This window comes from Prosthecobacter sp. GW821-HT29F12, assembly GCF_058803405.1.
This window is the reverse complement of record NZ_CM179517.1, coordinates 3,625,175-3,642,278: the sequence shown is the minus strand read 5'-3', so window position 1 is coordinate 3,642,278 and position 17,104 is coordinate 3,625,175. Positions and strand designations below refer to the sequence as shown.

The following is a 17,104-nucleotide window of genomic DNA, read 5'->3' as shown; positions in this document are numbered from 1 at the left end:
AGCGCTTCGTTCTGGCAAAACATCCTGCTTCCAATCTGCTCCAACCATGACTTCCCGCCGTTCCTTCATCACCCAGTCCGCGCTCGCCTTCACCGCCCTGTCAGCCAGTCGCGTGCTCGGGGCCAATGACACCATCCGCATCGCTTCCATCGGCCTCGGTGGCCAGGGCTTGGGCAATGCCGGCCGCATGGCCAAGGTCACCGGCGTGGAAATCGCTTACCTCTGCGATCCCGACACGGCAGCTTTGGACAAAGCCAAGAAAGTCTTCCCAAACGCCAAGACCACTCAGGACCTCCGCAAAGTCATGGAGGACAAGAGCATCGATGCCGTCGTCGTCTCCACCGGCAATCACTGGCACGTCCTCGCCTCCATCTGGGCCATGCAGGCAGGCAAGGACGTGTACGTCGAGAAGCCCGTCTCTCACAACATCTGGGAAGGCCGCAAGCTCGTCGAAGCCGCACGCAAGTACAACCGCATCGTGCAGGGCGGCACCCAGCAGCGCAGCGATCCGTTGCAGGAGGAAATCAAAGCCTTCCTCGATGCCGAAACCATGGGGAAGATCAAATACGTGCGCTGCAATCACTACAGCATGCGTGCTTCCATCGGCAAACGTGCAGAGCCGCTCACACCACCCGCCACAGTGGACTATGACATCTGGCTTGGCCCTGCGAAAGATGAGCCCATCTACCGCGAAAAATTCCACTACGACTGGCATTGGAACTGGAACACCGGCAACGGCGAAATGGGCAACTGGGGCCCTCACATCCTCGACGACCTCCGCAATGTCGTCTTCCGTGACAAGGTCGCTCTGCCCAAGCGCGTCATTGCCGGCGGCGGCCGCTTTGCTTGGGATGATGCCGGCGAGACGCCCAACACCCACTTCGCCTACATGGACACCGGCAGCATCCCGGTCATCATCGACTTCCACAATCTCCCCCGCCAAAAAGGCATCAAAGCCCCCGATGTGTACCTGCGCCGCCGCACCGGCGCCTTCCTCATCATCGAATGCGAAGGCGGCTACTACACCGGCAGCCGCGGCGGTGGCACCGCCTTCGACTCTGAAGGCAAAAAGCTCCACATCTTCAAAGGCGACGGCGGCAAAACCCACGCCGCCAATTTCATCGACGCCATCCGCAGCCGTAAGCAGGAGGACCTGAAGGGTGAAGTCGAAAAAATCCACTTCTCCAGCGCCTGGTGCCACCTCGCCAACAACTCCTTCCGCCTCGGCCAGAAGTACAATCGCGAACAAGCCGAGGCTGCCGTGAAAGACTTCCAGCCTTGGAATGATGTCATCGCCGACTTCCACCAGCACCTCATCAAAAACGAACTCGATGCCTCCAAGCTCGACATCAAGATGGGCCCCATGCTCGAAATCGATGTCGCCAAGGAAACCTTCATCGGTGACACCGCCACCCCCGAAGCCCTCGCCCTCCTCACCCGTGAGTATCGCCCAGGCTTCGAAGTCCCGAAGGCCGTGTGATCCTCGGCTGTTTTTGAAGAGCTCTTTGCATACATAGATCTTCTGAAAAGCGCGCCATGACAGTGGCCGCTCCGCTTCACACCAGCACCAAAGGTGCTGCGGAACATAGCCCAGGGGCAGCCGAGCCTCAGCGAGGCGACCCTGGGTTTCCGCCATCAGATCCGGGAAGCAAATCCAGCACTCCGCCGCACTCCACGGCAACCAGCAGCGCTTGCAAGGCACTCCGCTTCACCACAGCAGCGGCCCCAGATGGCCCAGTCCATCCCCACATAAAAAAGAGCGTCAGGAGAAATCCCCTGACGCTCTCGCGTGATTCATGCTGAAGTGACGCTCACTTCGGCACCGCAGGCGCTGCCGGCGGCGTTGATGGAGCGGCAGGAGGCACTGGCGCTGCCGGGACTGCGGGAGCCGCAGGTGCCGGCGTCAGCGCTGCCTTAGCCTTCGCCGCCGCTTCTTCCACGGCCTTCGCTGCTTCAGCAGCTTTCTTTTCCGCAGCCTGTTTGAGGGCTGCGGCTTCTTTTTCTGCGGCCACCTTCAATTCGGCAGCCTTCTTTTCAGCCGCAGCTTTGGCCAGTTCCAAGTCCTTGGCTGCAGCGTCAGCGTTCGATTTGACGGCCTCCTTCACCGCCTCTGCCGCCTTCTTCGTATCCTCGGCGGCTTTGGTTCCTTCCGGGGTCTTTTTGCAGGATGTCATGCTGCCCGCGAGCAGCCCGATCAGTATGAGATGGGTGTGTTTCATAATATGGAAGCACACCGTCTGTGATGCCGCATGCATTACAAGTCGAATGCTGCAAAAGCCTAAATAGGAGCATTAATTCGCATCCAGCGTCAACTCCGTCAGGGCATTCGCTTTGACCTCCACTTCCTTTTCTGCTTTTTTACCACCTTCGCTGCGCACCACCAGCATCTTGCCTGCGGGGATGAAAAGCTTCGCCTCAGCATCATACGAGTAAGTGAGCTTTTTCCGGTTACCTTCGCCATCCTTCGGGCCGTAAATGTCCCAGCTGCCGGGCGTGCTCGAACTGAGTTTCAACGTTCCCGCATTGAGGTTCAGGGCCTTGGTGGCCATCTTGCCCGCCTGCACTTCCACTTCGGCCTGGGCCTTGGCAGCCCCGCGTGTCGCCACCACGAGATATTTGCCGGCGGTGAGGTGGAGTTTAGGCTGCGCATCGTAGCTGTAGCTCGCCTTGGGGCGTTCCCCTTCCGCATTGGCTTCGCCGAACACATCCCAGTTGATTCCCTCAGGCGCAGGGTCCGCTCCTTCGGTCATGACGGCACTCAGGGCCAGTGTGCCGGCATTGATGATGATCGGGATCTCCTTGAGCTTGCCCGCAGTAACTTCAATCTCCTGCTTCGCCTTGGCGCTGCCCCATTCCAGCTGCACCAAGTATTTCCCGGCAGGCAGGCTCACCACGGGCTGCGGATCATAGCTGTATCCAGCCTTGGTCCGGTTTCCTTCGGCATCAGCAGCACCAAAAATCTCCCACGTCACATCTTTGGAAAGCGCATCCGCACCCTCCGTGGTGAGTGCAGAGAGCTTGACCCTTCCAGCCCCCAGCGACACCACCTTTTCCACCGTGGCTCCGGCCTTGATCTCCACCATGACTTTGCCCTTCGCATTGCCCACCGCCACTTCCACCTGGTACTTGCCTGCGGGCAGTGAAAGGGTGGGCTGCGCGTCGTAGCTGTTCGCGATCTTGGGCCGGTTGCCCTCGGCATCGGCTTCGCCAAAAACATCCCAGGCCACATCCTTCGTCAATGCAGTGCCGCCTTCCTCCAGTATGACGGACAGCTTCAATTTGCCGCTGCCAATCAAGACCACAACCTCTTGCGTCTCTCCCGCTTTGACTTCGATCTCTTTTTGTCCCTTGGCGTTGCCATAAGTAGCCACGATCAGGCACGGGCCGGAGGGCAGGGTCATCTTGGGTTGGGCTTCGTAACTGAATCCCAGCTTCTTGCGCTGGCCCTCGGCGTCGGGTGGGGAGAAGAGGTCCCAGCTCACGTCTTTGGCGATGGGCGGCAGGCCTTCGGCGTTGATGGCGCTGAGTTTGAGATTGCCGCTGCCAAGAATGACCTTCACCTCCTGCGGTGTGCCTTCTTTCACAGTCACCTCCACACTGGCGCTGGCGTTGCCGCGCGTGGCGGTCAGCAGGTAGGTGCCCGGAGCCACCTGCAGAAAAGGCTTTGCCTCATAGCTGAAGGAAACCTTGGCGCGATTTCCCTCACTGTCCGCCGGGCCAAAAAGATCCCAGCTCACCTCACGCTCAAACGCCACTCCACCCTCTTTATCATAAGCCACCGCCTTCAATCCGGTCTCGGCAAAGACCACCTCCTTGGTCACCGTTTCACCTTCCTTCACCGACACATCGAGTTCGAGCGACTTCGCCCCCAGCTTCGCGCTCAGGGTGTACTTGCCCGCTTTCGGCAGCTCGGTGCTCCAGTGTCCGCCGCTCCCCGTGGCGATCGCGTTTTCACCGCCGCCCTCCGCAAAGACCTGAAAATTCACGCCTTCGATCAAGGCTCCCCCCGAGGACTTCTTCGCCTCCACCACCAGCGTGGTCACCGGCTTCGCCACCTGCTTCATCGCGGCTTCCAGCGAAGTCTTCAGCGACGCCGCATCCTTGGCCGCAAGGTACATGCCGCCGGTCTTTTTCGCCAGACACTCCAGCCCGGATGACTCACCCGGCTTGAGGTCAAAACCGATCACATGACAGGTGAAGTCGACCCCCAGTCGCTCCAGTTCCTCCGCAGCCATGCAGGGATCTTTGTCACAGGTCTCCACTCCGTCGCTGACTAGGATCACGGACACCTTGGCCTCCTCAAATTTTAAATACTTGGCCGCCTGGATCACCGCCGCTGTCAGGGGCGTCTTGCCTTTCGGCTCCAAACCGGCCACCGCTTTCAAGATCGCTGCCGAGCTCCTCGGCTGTGGCGGCACCAGCAGTTCAATGTCCTCGCAGTCGCCCTTTTTGCGGTGTCCGTAGGCCATCAGCCCCAGCTCCATGTTCGGATCAATCGTGCCCACAATGTCGCTCACCACTTTCTTCGCGATGTCGATCTTCACTCCTCCCGGCACTTGGCCGTACATGCTTCCCGATGCATCAAAGACGATGATCGCCCTCGAGGGAGTCGCCGGTTGCTGCGCCAAAACACCCGAAGTTCCGATGAGCAACGCCCATCCCGTCAACATACTCGTAAGGCAGCGATTCATGCGATGATCTCCTTGGTTTCGTGAAACAGACCCCAAGGAATCGCAGGCCGTTCACAAAATGCCGTCCCAAACTTAAAAAAAAACGGGGGCCTTCGCCGGCTCAAATCAAAGCCTGCAGCTGCTGCAATGCCTCGGCGTTGGCTGCAAAAGCCCCATGCTCCGTCACCAGACCAGTCACCAAGGCCGCTGGCGTCACGTCAAAGCCATCATTGCGCGCCTGAGTTCCAGCCGGGGTGATCAGCACCTCCTCACGCACCCCCGCCGCATTCAATCCGGGCATGTGCGTCACCTCGCGGGCGCTGCGCTGCTCGATGGGGATGTCTCGAATGCCGTCGGTGATCGTCCAGTCAATCGTGCTGACCGGTGTGGCCACGTAAAACGGCACATCATGCGCCTTCGCCGCCAGTGCCTTGAGGTAGGTGCCGATTTTGTTCGCCACATCTCCATGCGCCGTCACACGGTCCGTGCCCACGATCACCACATCCACCAGCCCGCGCTGTAGCAGGTGCCCGGCATTGTTGTCGACGATCAACGTATACGGCACCCCATGCTCTTTAAGTTCAAAGGCCGTCAGCGAGGCTCCCTGTCCACGCGGCCGCGTCTCGCTCACCCACACATGCACATTCATGCCCTCATCATGCGCCTGATAAATGGGAGAGATCGCCGTGCCCCAGTCCACCGTGGCCAGCCAGCCGGCGTTGCAGTGCGTCATCACATTCAGCGGCGCAGAGGCATCGGCCTTCTTCGCTTGAATCGCTCGAAACAATTCCAGCCCATGTTTGCCGATGGCGTGATTCGTCCGCACATCATCTTCACAGATGGCCAGCGCCTCATTCCACGCCGCTTCGGCGCGTTGTTCGATATCAAGCGGTGCCACGACACGCTTCACCCGGTCCAGCGCCCAGCGCAGATTGATCGCCGTGGGCCGCGTGGCATGCAGCACTTCATAGGCCCGTTGCAGCGCCGCATCCGTGGCATCGTCGCGCAGCGCAAAGTACAGGCCAAACGCAGCCGTCGCACCAATCAGCGGCGCACCACGCACCCGCATCACTTGGATGGCCTCGGCCGCATCTTCCATCGTCTGCAGATCACGCCATTCCACCTGGTGCGGCAGAAAGGTTTGATCAATGATGCGCGCGCTGCGTGACGCGTGATCGGCTTCAATGGAGCGGTGCGGCTGTCCGTGAATGTTCATGCAATGGAAATTTCGGCGAAGGAGGTGAGGGCAGGGTGATCATGCTGCGGCACCGGTTTGTTTCCAGGCCGGACCGCGAGCGCCGTGAACATGCCAGCGTTTCGCGCCGCATTCAATTCCTCCACCACATCGCTGATGAAGAGAATCTGCTCCGCCGGCAGGCCGCAATCCGCAGCGATCGCCTCGTAGCTGGCGCTTTCGCGTTTCGACCCTGTCGTGGTGTCGTAATAGCCTGCGAAGTGCGTGGTGAGATCCCCGCGCTTCGTGTGCGCAAAGAAAAGCTTCTGCGCCTGGATGCTGCCGGAGGAGTAGATGCGAATCTCCAGACCCTTCTGGCACCAGCCCGCCAGCGCCAGCGGCACATCATCAAAGATCCGGCTGCGCAGCTCGCCATTGCGAAATCCCTCTTCCCAGATCATGCCCTGCAGCTGCTTCAAACCGGTCACTTTGGCATCCGCTTCCATCAGCCGATGCACCGCCGCCTCCGCCTCGGCAGGTGAAGCAAAGGCTGGCACACCGGCATCACATGCCAGTTGGGCGATCAGCGCCGTCTTCCAGTGCATGATGAGATAAGTTCCCGCATGCTGCCGCGCGTACGGAAACATCACGTCGTGCACAAACGCCAGCGGCGAGACGGTGCCTTCGATGTCCAGCAGGATCAGTTTGCCTCCAAACGTGATCATGCGGCGATGGCCGCAGCCTGCTCAATACGGAAACCTTTGGCGACCATCGGATTGGGCCCGAAGCAAAGCGGCTGATACCCGCTGGCAATCGAATCACCCGTATACAGCGGCGTCCATCCAGCCTTTTCGCGGAAAAGGCGGATCGCACGAATGGTACGGTCGGCACACAGGTCAAACCAGTGCTTAGTGCCCGCAGGAACATTGATGAGATCACCCTCTTCGATCTCGATGGAAAACACCGGGTCCCCATTCTCGGGATTGATGTAGAAAATGCCGTGCCCTTTCACAATGAAGCGCACCTCATCCTCCGCATGGCGGTGCTCCTGGTTAAACTTGTTCAGCATCTCCTGCAGATTGGGCACATCCGGAGTCACGTTCACCACATCCGCCGTGATGTAGCCGCCGCTTTTCTTCAGGGCTTCCACCTCGGGTGCATACGCCGCCAGGATTTCCTCCTGCGTGGCATCGCGGTCGATGCGCCCCGCCACCGGCCAGCGTTCATAATGAATGCCATGGGGCAGAAGAAAACGGCGGATGCTGTCCGCATCGTCGATGACTCGGTCTGCGGAAGGAATGCGGAGGTAGGCCATGGGACAAGTGCTCCTCAAAACGAGCCGAAGAGCAAACGCTTCTGTGTGACGACTTCGAAGAGAAACTCCAGCACCTCGATCTGCCTCCGCGCCGCCGCGAGGTTCTCCCCCCAGGTGTAGAGGCCGTGGCCCGCCATCAGAAAGCCATGGCGCAGCGTGGTCGCAGGATCTTGCAGTCGTGCATCAATCACCGTCGCCAGCGCAGCAATGTCCTGCGTGTTGGGATAAATCTCGATCCACGCCTCACTCTCATGCGTGCCGATTCCCGCGAGTCCCTTCAGCATTTCATAGCCCGCAATCCGCAGCCTCCCGTCCTTCAGAAAATGCTCGCTCAGTACCGTGGCCGCCACCGAATGGGTGTGCAACACCGCGCCCGCGCCGTGTTTCGCCAGCACCGTGTGCAGCAGCGCCTCGGCGGAGGGCTTCGGAAAATCCCCCTCCAACGCCTGCGCATTTTCATCCACCATGACAAACTGGTCGGGCTGCAGTCGTCCTTTGTCGAAACCACTCCCAGTCATCAGCAGCGTCAGCGGTTCACGGTCAGTCACCACGCTGTAATTGCTGCTCGTCCCCAGCGACCATCCGCGATGATGAAAATCCCGCCCGCACTCGATGAGTTCACGGGTCAAAAATTCAATCGTCTCGATGGCGGTAGGCTGAGCTTTTTCAGCGGGCATGATTGAGTGGATGATTCGGACAGTGGCAGACATGTCAAATTCGCTCACGTAGCAGAATCTTCACATCCCACCTTGGGTGTGACGCACGAGCAGCGGCAAAACATCTCGCGGTCATGGAATCGGTGTCCTTGAAGTCGCTTCCGTCCTTTGGGTCCTTCAGAAGCGACACGGCGCTGTCGTTGGCTTTCATCCATAAACCCTGCATCCACCAGGCCGCCTTACTGCACGCTGGACTTCACGAACACCGTTGGTTATTTTTCCCTATGAGCACTCCCACGAATGGCGATCACGATCTGGACATAGCCAAGGTTAACCAGCGCGCGCAGGAGATCGAGAGCAAGCTGCCCAAGCTCAAGAAAGTCTTCGAGCAAACAAAGATCATGCTCAGCATGGTAAAGGATTACTGGGCGGGTTCCTATCGCGAGATCCCTTACTGGGCCATCAGCGCAGTCTCCCTGGCTTTGCTTTACGTGCTCAATCCTGCCGACGTCGTCCCAGACGTCATTGTCGGCGTCGGCTATCTCGACGATGCCACCATCGTCGCCTTCTGTTTGAAACTTGTGCAGCGCGAACTGGAGCGCTACCAAGAATGGCAGGCCGCCCAAGCCAAGGCCGGCAAAGTCGTGGATGTCTAGCAGACTGTCGGACATGGCTCCGCATTGACAGGACTGCGTATGTAGAGAGGCGAGGCTTTTGAAGCGGATCTCAGGGTCGAGAGCAGCGCGGAAGCGTTTTCTCCGCAGGCCGAACTTCACGAACTGGCCTCCTCAAGCATCCGCTTGAGGTGCTCTTAAAGCGTTGAAAATCAGGATGTTTTGCTTCTTAAATGCGAGTAATTACGATAAATGACTAAAGATAAAAGCTGAAAAAATTAGTACACAGGATGTCATGGTCAAAAAAAACGTTTACACAAACAGGTGTTGCGCCTAGTACGTTCGATTGTTGAGATTCAGGCAAAAGTAAGATTCGATCGATTCGTGTCAGTGATGAACCTAGTACTGAGAGCTGTTGAGATTCGATAATAATTCTCGTAAAAAGTATGAAACCAAATACACACCTAAAAATGGTACCTCAAAAGACCATCCTACACTGGGTCGGTAAATCCGACACCCTGCGAAAAATCGTTGGCAGCTCTGTGGCTGCTTTGTTTGCCTTCGGTAGCCTCGCTCCTTTCGTCCAAGCAGGGCAGACTTGGGATGGGGGAAACGCGACAGGCAACTGGGCTGACGCCGCTAACTGGAGCGGGGATGTTCTTCCAAATTTTGGTTCGGGAATCATCTTCGCGGGCACCACTCAGTTGTTAACGAATAACAACACGACAGCGGTTACCACGGGCATCACCTTCGACAACACTGCGGGTGCCTTCACACTGAATGGAAACGCGATCACCAACACGGGCAGCATTATTAACCAGAGCGCCGCCAATGAGACAATCGGCCTGAACGTCACTCTTGGGAACAGCCAGGTTTGGCAGACCACCGCGGCGGGTGCCTTGAACGTGAATGGTACGGTGGCTCTTGGCGCGAATACCCTCACGACCACGGCTGCTGCGGGTTCGATCACCATCGCGGGTGCTGTCAGTGGCGCTGGCGGGTTGATTCAAACCGCCGGCACTTTGGTATTAAATGGCGCCAACAGCTACGCAGGTGCGACCGCCATCAACGGTGGCAAGGTCATTCTGGGAAATGCAACAGCTCTTGGAACTACCGCCGCAGGTACATCTGTGGCAGCAGGTGCCACGCTCGACCTCAATGGCCAGACGATCTCAGAAAACCTCGACATCAACGGCTCCGGCACCGGCGGCGCGGGAGTCTTGGTCAACAACGCGGCAGCCACGGGTGCCACTGTGAATGGCACCGTCAATCTCAGCGGAAACTCCACCATCGGCGTCGCCAATGTGGCCGCCCCGATCACCATTGCCAACACCATCTCTGGTGGTGCCAGCACCCTGACGAAGGTAGGCTCAGGAATCCTCAACTTCACGGGTGCCACTGCAAACACCTACACCGGCCTGACCACCGTCAATGACGGCACCCTCGGCCTCGGCAAAACCGCAGGCGTGAATTCCATCGCAGGCAATCTGACCATTGGTGACTCCGTCGGCGCCGCCAACAGCGCGGTGACCCAGCTCAACGCGGCTGACCAGATCGCCAACACCTCCAATCTGGTCATCAACTCCGATGGTCGCTTCAATCGCAACGGCTTTAACGAGACGATCAACAATCTGACGCTCGCTGCCAACGGAGCCAATGTGGCTGGCGCCGGCACCCTCACGGTTGCGGACATCAGCATGACCGGCGGCTCGATTACCGGCGGCACCACCGTTCTTAATGGTAACATCACCGCCTCCCTCAATGGCGGCACCGCTGCCACCATTGGTGACGTCCTCAGCCTCGCTGCTGGCAACCACAATATCACCGTGAATCCTGGCGCGGTGAGTCCAAATCCGGACCTCAACATCACGGGCCAGATCACCGGCGCAGGTGGATTCACCAAGCTTGGCACCGGCATCGTGCAGACCACCGTTGCCAACAACTACACCGGCCAGGGCATCATCTCCAACGGCATCTTCGTCGTTGCTGCCGGCAACGCCACTCCGTTCGGCGTCGCCAACGCGGCCGCCAATGACACACTCATCAACAGCACAGGCACGGTCCTCCTCCGCAATGGCGCGACCACCGGATCTGAGAACATCACCATCGCCACCAACACTGGCTTCAACAACATGGGGGCCATCGCCACGGAGGCGGGCGGCACGGCAACAATCGGCGGCCAGCTCACCCTGGCTGCAAACTCGACCATGCAGACCAACGGCAACGGTGCCGTCCTGAACGTGGGCGCCGTCAACAAGACCGACTTCACCCTCACCCTCACCCACACGGGCGGCGGCACTGGCACCATCAATATGAATGGTGTCATCTCCGGCAACAACATTGGCTTCAATGACGACCTCGTCGTGAACGGCGTCACCGCCAACCTCAATGCGGCCAACACCTATCTTGGGCCAACGACCATCAACAGCATCAATGCTGGTGATGGAATCTTGAACGCCAACGTGGCCAATGCCCTTCCCACCGCCTTCGGCCGCACAGCGGTCGTCATGGACAGCGCGGGGGCCGGCGGCTCCATCCTCAACATCGGTGGCAGCGCCGGCTTCCCTGCCGGTGCCAGTCAGTCCATTGCCTCTCTTGTCAGCACCCAGGTGTCCTCCAAAGTCACTCTTGGCTCCAACACGCTGACCATCGGTTTTATTACCGGACTCGAGAACGGCACCGACAGCGCCGTCTTCGCAGGTGTGATCAGCGGCGCAGGTGCGCTTACCAAGGATGGCACCAGCCGTCAGATCCTGACGGGTGTGAACACCTACACCGGCTTCACCACCATCAATGGTGGCGTGCTTCAGATCGGCAACGCCAACGTGACCCCCGGTGTCAATTCCGCCCTCGGACCAAACCTCGTGTTTGTGAACGCTGGCAATCTGGACATCAACCTCACCAACGGCGGTGCGATCAACAACACCATCTTCACTGTTGCTGGCACCTCGGTGCGCGGCATCAGCAACGCCGGCATCACCAACACGGTGGCCGGCCCGATCCTTGGCACGGGTGGCTTTGACCAGCTCGGTGCTGGCACGACTGTCCTGACCAATACAAACCTCTACACCGGCCCCACGAATGTGAACGCAGGTGTCTTGCAGATTGGCAACGGCATCGGCGGCTCCATCGCCGCCGCCAGCGCTGTGACTGTGCTCGCAGGAGCCACGCTCAACATCGACCTCTCTGCCAACAGCACCTTTGGCAACAATGTGGCCAATGCAGGAACCATCAACGCCCTGGCCGCGAATATCAATACGGTGAGCGGAATCATCAGCGGTACTGGCGTGTTTAACCAGAATGGCACAGGCCGCACCATCATCACGGGAGCCAACACCTACACTGGCGCCACCACGGTGAACGCCGGCACCCTGCAGATTGGTGATGGCACCACGGCTGGAACATCGATCCTGACCTCCGGCACAGTCACGGTGAACGGCACAGCCACCTTGGCGGTTTTGCTTCCCAATGGAAGCGCGTTCAATAACAACGTGAACCTCAATGCTGGCTCGACCTTCAACACACTGGTTGCTGCTGGCGCAACCAACACCATCGGTGGCAACATCGTGGGCGCTGCAGGCACCAACATCCTCCAGAGCGGCGCGGGCACCGCGATCCTCACGGGCAACAACGCCGGTTTTGCCGGAACAACAACGATCGCGGCTGGCACGCTCCAGCTTGGCCTTGGTGGCGCCGGCGGCACCCTGGGCCTTGGCGCCATCGTCAACAATGGCATCCTCGTCCTCGATGGTGCAACTCAGACTTATGGCAACGTGATCAGTGGCACTGGCTCTCTGGTGAAGCAGCAGGCCGGCACCACCACCACTCTCAGCGGTAACAACACCTACAGTGGTGTCACGACCATTGCGGCAGGCACGGTGATCCTTGGCAACGTGAATGCTCTCGGCACCACGGTGGGCGGCACGTTCGTCGCCGACGGCGCAACCCTGAACCTCAACGGTCTCGCCATCGGTGCGGAATCAGTCCAGCTTGGAAGTGCGGGCGTGGTGGGTGCAACCCTCACCAACACCGCAGGTGCTGCCGCCAGCCTGCAGGGCGCCGTGATCCTTGCCAGCAATGCCATCATCAACACGGTCACTGCTGCGGATGACATCACCCTTTTTGGTGTGGTCAGTGGCAATAACTTCAGCCTCAACAAGACTGGCGCAGGCACCCTCATTCTTTCGGGAGTGAACACCTATGCCGGGGCTACCAACATCACAGGCGGCACCGTCCGGGTTGGCAATGCGTCCGCCTTGGGTTCCGTCGTTGCGGGCACCTTTGTGAACGCCGGCACTTCTTTGGATCTAAACGGCTTCAACATCGGCCTTGAGTCCCTCTCCCTCGCTGGCGCCGGCCCAGGTGATCTCGCAACGGTGGGTGCGCTGCAGAACAGCTCTCTTTCCGCCGCAGTGGCTGACGGTCCGGTGCTTCTCGCTGCCTCTGCTACGATCGGCACGCATGCCGGATCCATCACCCTGAACGGTGTGGTCTCCGGCGCTGTTGGCGCGGACCTCACCAAAGTTGGCGTGGGCACCCTGGTGCTCAACGGTGTTAACACTTATTCAGGCCTCACCAACATCAATGAGGGCATCCTCATCGCGGGCAGCAACAACGCTCTCGGTTCAGTCGTTGGCGGCACAACGGTGGCCAATGGCGCCGCTCTGCAGCTTGCCAATGGCGTCGCCATCGGCGCTGAGGCTCTCTTTATCAATGGTGCTGGAACAGGCGGCGCTCCTGGCGCCCTGACCCAGGCTCTCGGTGGCTCCTCCAGCTTCGCCGGCCTGATCACGGTCCAGACGGCTTCCACCATCAGCACCAACGGCGCAGGCACCCTGACGCTTACCGGTGGTATCGACAAGACCAATGTGATCCTCACCCTCAACGGTGGCGGCACCATCAACATCAACACCGTTGGCATCAGCGGCAATAATGACAACGCCTTCAATGACGACCTCATTGTTGATGCTGCCACGACGGTGAACCTGAACACCGCGAACACCTATGAAGGCCCGACCTTCATCCGCAACGGCTCCACGGTGAACGCCAACGCCGCCAACGCCCTGCCAACGCTCAACGGCCGCACCCGCATCGAAATGGATGCTGGCGTGGGCAACCTGGCTCTTGGAGCCAGCCAGTCCATCGCCTCGCTGAACTCGGTGAACGTGGGTTCCACGGTCAACCTCGGCGCCAACACGCTGACCATCGGCTTTGGCAGCGGCCAGAACACCGATGGCACGGCCGGTGCTAACTTCACCGGCGTCATCAGCGGCGTGGGTGGCAGCATCATCAAGGACGATCTCAGCACGCAGATCTTCTCCGGCAACAACACTTATACCGGAACGACCAGCGTCAACGCAGGCATCCTCATCGCAGGCAGCGCCAACGCCCTTGGTTCTGTCGCTGGTGGCACAACGGTGGCCAATGGCGCCTCCCTCCTGATCGCCAATGGTGTCGCTGTCGGTGCTGAGCCGCTCAACATCAATGGTGCTGGAACAGGCGGCGCTCCTGGTGCCCTGACCCAGGCTGCCGGTGGCTCCTCCAGCTTCGCTGGCCTGATCACGGTCCAGACGGCTTCCACCATCAGCACCAACGGCGCAGGCACCCTGACGCTTACCGGTGGTATCGACAAGACCAATGTGATCCTCACCCTCAACGGTGGCGGCACCATCACCATCAACACCGTTGGCATCAGCGGCAACAATGACAACGCCTTCAATGACGACCTCATTGTTGATGCTGCCACGACGGTGAACCTGAACACTGCGAACACCTATGAAGGCCCGACCTTCATCCGTAACGGCTCCACGGTGAACGCCAACGCCGCCAACGCCCTGCCAACGCTCAACGGCCGCACCCGCATCGAAATGGATGCTGGCGTGGGCAACCTGGCTCTTGGAGCCAGCCAGTCCATCGCCTCGCTGAACTCGGTGAACGCGGGCTCCACGGTCAACCTCGGCGCCAACACGCTGACCATCGGCTTTGGCAGCGGCCAGAACACCGATGGCACGGCCAATGCTAACTTCACCGGCGTCATCAGCGGCGTGGGTGGCAGCATCATCAAGGACGACACCAGCACGCAGATCTTCTCCGGCAACAACACTTATACCGGAACGACCAGCGTCAACGCAGGCATCCTCATCGCAGGCAGCACCAACGCCCTTGGTTCTGTCGCTGGTAGCACAACGGTCGCCAACGGCGCCTCCCTCCTGATCGCCAACGGTATCGCTGTCGGTGCTGAGCCGCTCAACATCAATGGTGCTGGCACAGCTGGCGCTCCTGGTGCTCTGACCCAGGCTCTCAACGGCTCCTCCAGCTTCGCCGGACTGATCACAGTCCAGACGGCTTCCACCATCAGCACCAACGGTGCAGGCACCCTGACGCTTACCGGTGGTATCGACAAGACCAATGTGAACCTCACCCTCAACGGTGGCGGCACCATCACCATCAACACCGCTGGCATCAGCGGCAACAATGACAACCTCTTCAATGACGACCTCATTGTCGATGGCGCCACGACGGTGAACCTCAACGTGGCCAACACCTATGAAGGCCCGACCTTCATCCGCAACGGCTCCACGGTGAACGCCAACGCCGCCAACGCCCTGCCAACGCTCAACGGCCGCACCCGCATCGAAATGGATGCTGGCGTGGGCAACCTGGTTCTTGGAGCCAGCCAGTCCACTGCCTCCATCACCTCCGTCGCGGGCCAGGCTTCCACCATCAATCTGAACGCGAACACGCTGACGATTGGTTTTGGCACCGGTCAGGACACCAATGGCACGGCCAGTGCTAACTTCACCGGCGTCATCAGCGGCACCGGCAGCATCATCAAGGACGAAACCAGCACTCAGGTCGTCTCTGGGATCAATACCTACACGGGTACCACCACCATCAACGGTGGAACGCTGGTGGTGAACGGAACTCACACCAACGCGGGCTCTTACAACATCGGCAACGGTGCCGGCGCTGTTGAAATTCTCGCAGGTGCCACCGTGAACAACGGCGGCCTCAACGGAATCGCACTCGTGGGTGCCAATAGCGTGAATGTTCTGGCTGGTGGTTCCATCAGCGTGGGAGATCCTACGGTTGCAAATGTCGCCTCACGCCTCAGCATCAGCAATCCCGGCAACGTGGCCATCACCATGGCCGCCGGCAGCACCCTGAACGTGGACCTCTTCACCGGTGCCGGCCTCGGCAACAATCAGGGCATCCTTGGCTCCTCCGACCGCCTGAACCTCACTGGCACGCTCGCCTCGGGCGTCAATGGTGGTGTTCTCGTGATTGGCAATCCGCTTGGCCTGACCGGTTTCCGCGGTGGCGACTCTTGGCTGCTGGTTAACATGGCCACTGCAAACGGCCCCGGAAACATCACTGGCACCATCGGTATCAATGCCAATGGCTTCAATGGCCTCAATGATGCCGCCCTTGGCCTCACGCCTACCCAGGTTGGTAATTTCAACCAAGTCTCCGGTGTCTACACCGTGATCGACACGATCACCGGTATCCAGATGTCAAACATCATGGGCCAGTCCGTCCTTTCGGCTGCTGGCAGCATGTTGAGTGACGTCAACGGCCGCCTGTTCTTCCTGCGCGCCGGCTGGGGCGAACGCGGCTATGACGGTAGCCTCAGTGCCTCCATGGAATCAGGCGAAGGAGACAAGGCACCGTCTCTCAGCCCAACGGTCGCCACCGATTCTGATGACTGGAAGGCATTCGTCAATGCGAACTACTCCAATGTCCACGTCTCTGCGCGTGGCCCTCAGCAGGCAGGTTTCAACTCTGACACTTGGACAGGTGGCGTGGGTTTTGAGCGCCAGGTCACCGACAACTTCACCGTTGGCTTCGCCGCCAACTGGCTGGAGTCTTATCAGGACTTCAGCGACGATGTCGGCAAGCTGAGGATGTCCGGCATCGCTCTCAGCGCTTATGGCTCGTATGTGAAGAAGGCATTCTGGGCTGACCTGCTCTACAGCTACGGCAACTTCGACATCGATACCGACCGTAACACAATCGGCTTCGGAGTCGCCAATGGCAATACGAATGCACAGACTCACGCGGTGCAGTTCAACACCGGATGGAACTTCCGTTTCCAGCGCAACACGCTGGTCACTGGGCCGTTCATTGGGGTGGACTACATGCATGCAACGGTTGATGGGTTCAGCGAGTCTAACGGTGGTCTCGCGGCCCTCCGCTACAACTCCCGCAACTATGATTCCCTGATCTCCCGTGTGGGTTGGACGCTCAGCAAGAAGGTTCAGACCGACTTCGCCATGATCACAGGACAGGTTCGCCTGAGCTATGAGCGGCAGAACATCAAGTATGACAATCAGACGAGCGTCAGCTTGATCAACCAGCCGTTCACGCCCAACTCTGCGCAACGGAACCTGGGCCAGGATTACATGGTTGCTGGTGCTGGCCTGAACTTCCAGTTCACTCCTAGGTTCGGCCTCCTGCTGAACTACCAAGGCCAGTTCTTCCGTCAAGCCGTGCAGGCCCACTACATCGGACTCCGCGCTTCATTTAGCTTCTGATCAAGGTTGGTTGAGTTACTCGGGGGGGCAGTGCCGCAAGGCACTGCCTCCTTTTTTATGTTCATTGCCAGCAGTTAAAATGGGATTCCCATGAATCCTGTTGCGGAGCAATTGCTGGAGCTCTAGGCGCGGCGCTGGAAG

General features: G+C 59.4%; 9 protein-coding genes. 3 read left to right on the top strand and 6 right to left on the bottom strand.

The window, feature by feature from the left end; all coding sequences use genetic code 11:
• Window positions 1-46: 46 nt before the first annotated feature.
• Window positions 47-1,480: a Gfo/Idh/MocA family protein gene (locus AC3RLQ_RS15040; RefSeq protein ID WP_493038423.1), complete on the top strand. Its 1,434-nt coding sequence runs from the start codon at window positions 47-49 to the stop codon at window positions 1,478-1,480.
• Between the two features lie 331 nt (window positions 1,481-1,811).
• Here AC3RLQ_RS15040 and AC3RLQ_RS15035 read toward each other — a convergent pair whose 3' ends face one another.
• The 6 genes from AC3RLQ_RS15035 to mtnB all read right to left on the bottom strand — a co-directional run bounded on the left by AC3RLQ_RS15035 (window position 1,812) and on the right by mtnB (window position 7,836).
• Window positions 1,812-2,219, bottom strand: coding sequence for a hypothetical protein (locus AC3RLQ_RS15035; RefSeq protein WP_493038421.1), 408 nt, complete (start codon window positions 2,217-2,219; stop codon window positions 1,812-1,814).
• Window positions 2,220-2,291: 72 nt separating this feature from the next.
• A complete protein-coding gene (locus tag AC3RLQ_RS15030) occupies window positions 2,292-4,670 on the bottom strand; it encodes a vWA domain-containing protein (RefSeq protein ID WP_493038419.1) in 2,379 nt (792 codons plus the stop codon).
• Between the two features lie 121 nt (window positions 4,671-4,791).
• Window positions 4,792-5,886: an S-methyl-5-thioribose-1-phosphate isomerase gene (gene mtnA / locus AC3RLQ_RS15025; protein ID WP_493038417.1), complete on the bottom strand. Its 1,095-nt coding sequence runs from the start codon at window positions 5,884-5,886 to the stop codon at window positions 4,792-4,794.
• Complete coding sequence (mtnC, locus tag AC3RLQ_RS15020) at window positions 5,883-6,569, bottom strand: acireductone synthase (RefSeq protein WP_493038415.1); 687 nt, start codon at window positions 6,567-6,569, stop codon at window positions 5,883-5,885. The genes mtnA and mtnC overlap by 4 nt, the downstream gene beginning before the upstream one ends.
• A complete protein-coding gene (locus AC3RLQ_RS15015; protein ID WP_493038413.1) occupies window positions 6,566-7,159 on the bottom strand; it encodes a 1,2-dihydroxy-3-keto-5-methylthiopentene dioxygenase in 594 nt (197 codons plus the stop codon). Before AC3RLQ_RS15015 ends, mtnC begins: the two co-directional genes overlap by 4 nt.
• A 14-nt stretch (window positions 7,160-7,173) precedes the next feature.
• A complete protein-coding gene (gene mtnB, locus AC3RLQ_RS15010) occupies window positions 7,174-7,836 on the bottom strand; it encodes a methylthioribulose 1-phosphate dehydratase (RefSeq protein WP_493038411.1) in 663 nt (220 codons plus the stop codon).
• A 263-nt stretch (window positions 7,837-8,099) separates the two neighbouring features.
• Between mtnB and AC3RLQ_RS15005 the strand changes: the two genes are divergently transcribed.
• Complete coding sequence (locus AC3RLQ_RS15005) at window positions 8,100-8,471, top strand: YkvA family protein (RefSeq protein ID WP_493038409.1); 372 nt, start codon at window positions 8,100-8,102, stop codon at window positions 8,469-8,471.
• A gap of 428 nt (window positions 8,472-8,899) precedes the next feature.
• Window positions 8,900-16,963 (top strand): autotransporter-associated beta strand repeat-containing protein, encoded by an 8,064-nt coding sequence (locus AC3RLQ_RS15000; protein ID WP_493038407.1) that lies wholly within the window; start codon window positions 8,900-8,902, stop codon window positions 16,961-16,963.
• The last annotated feature ends 141 nt before the right edge of the window (window positions 16,964-17,104 follow it).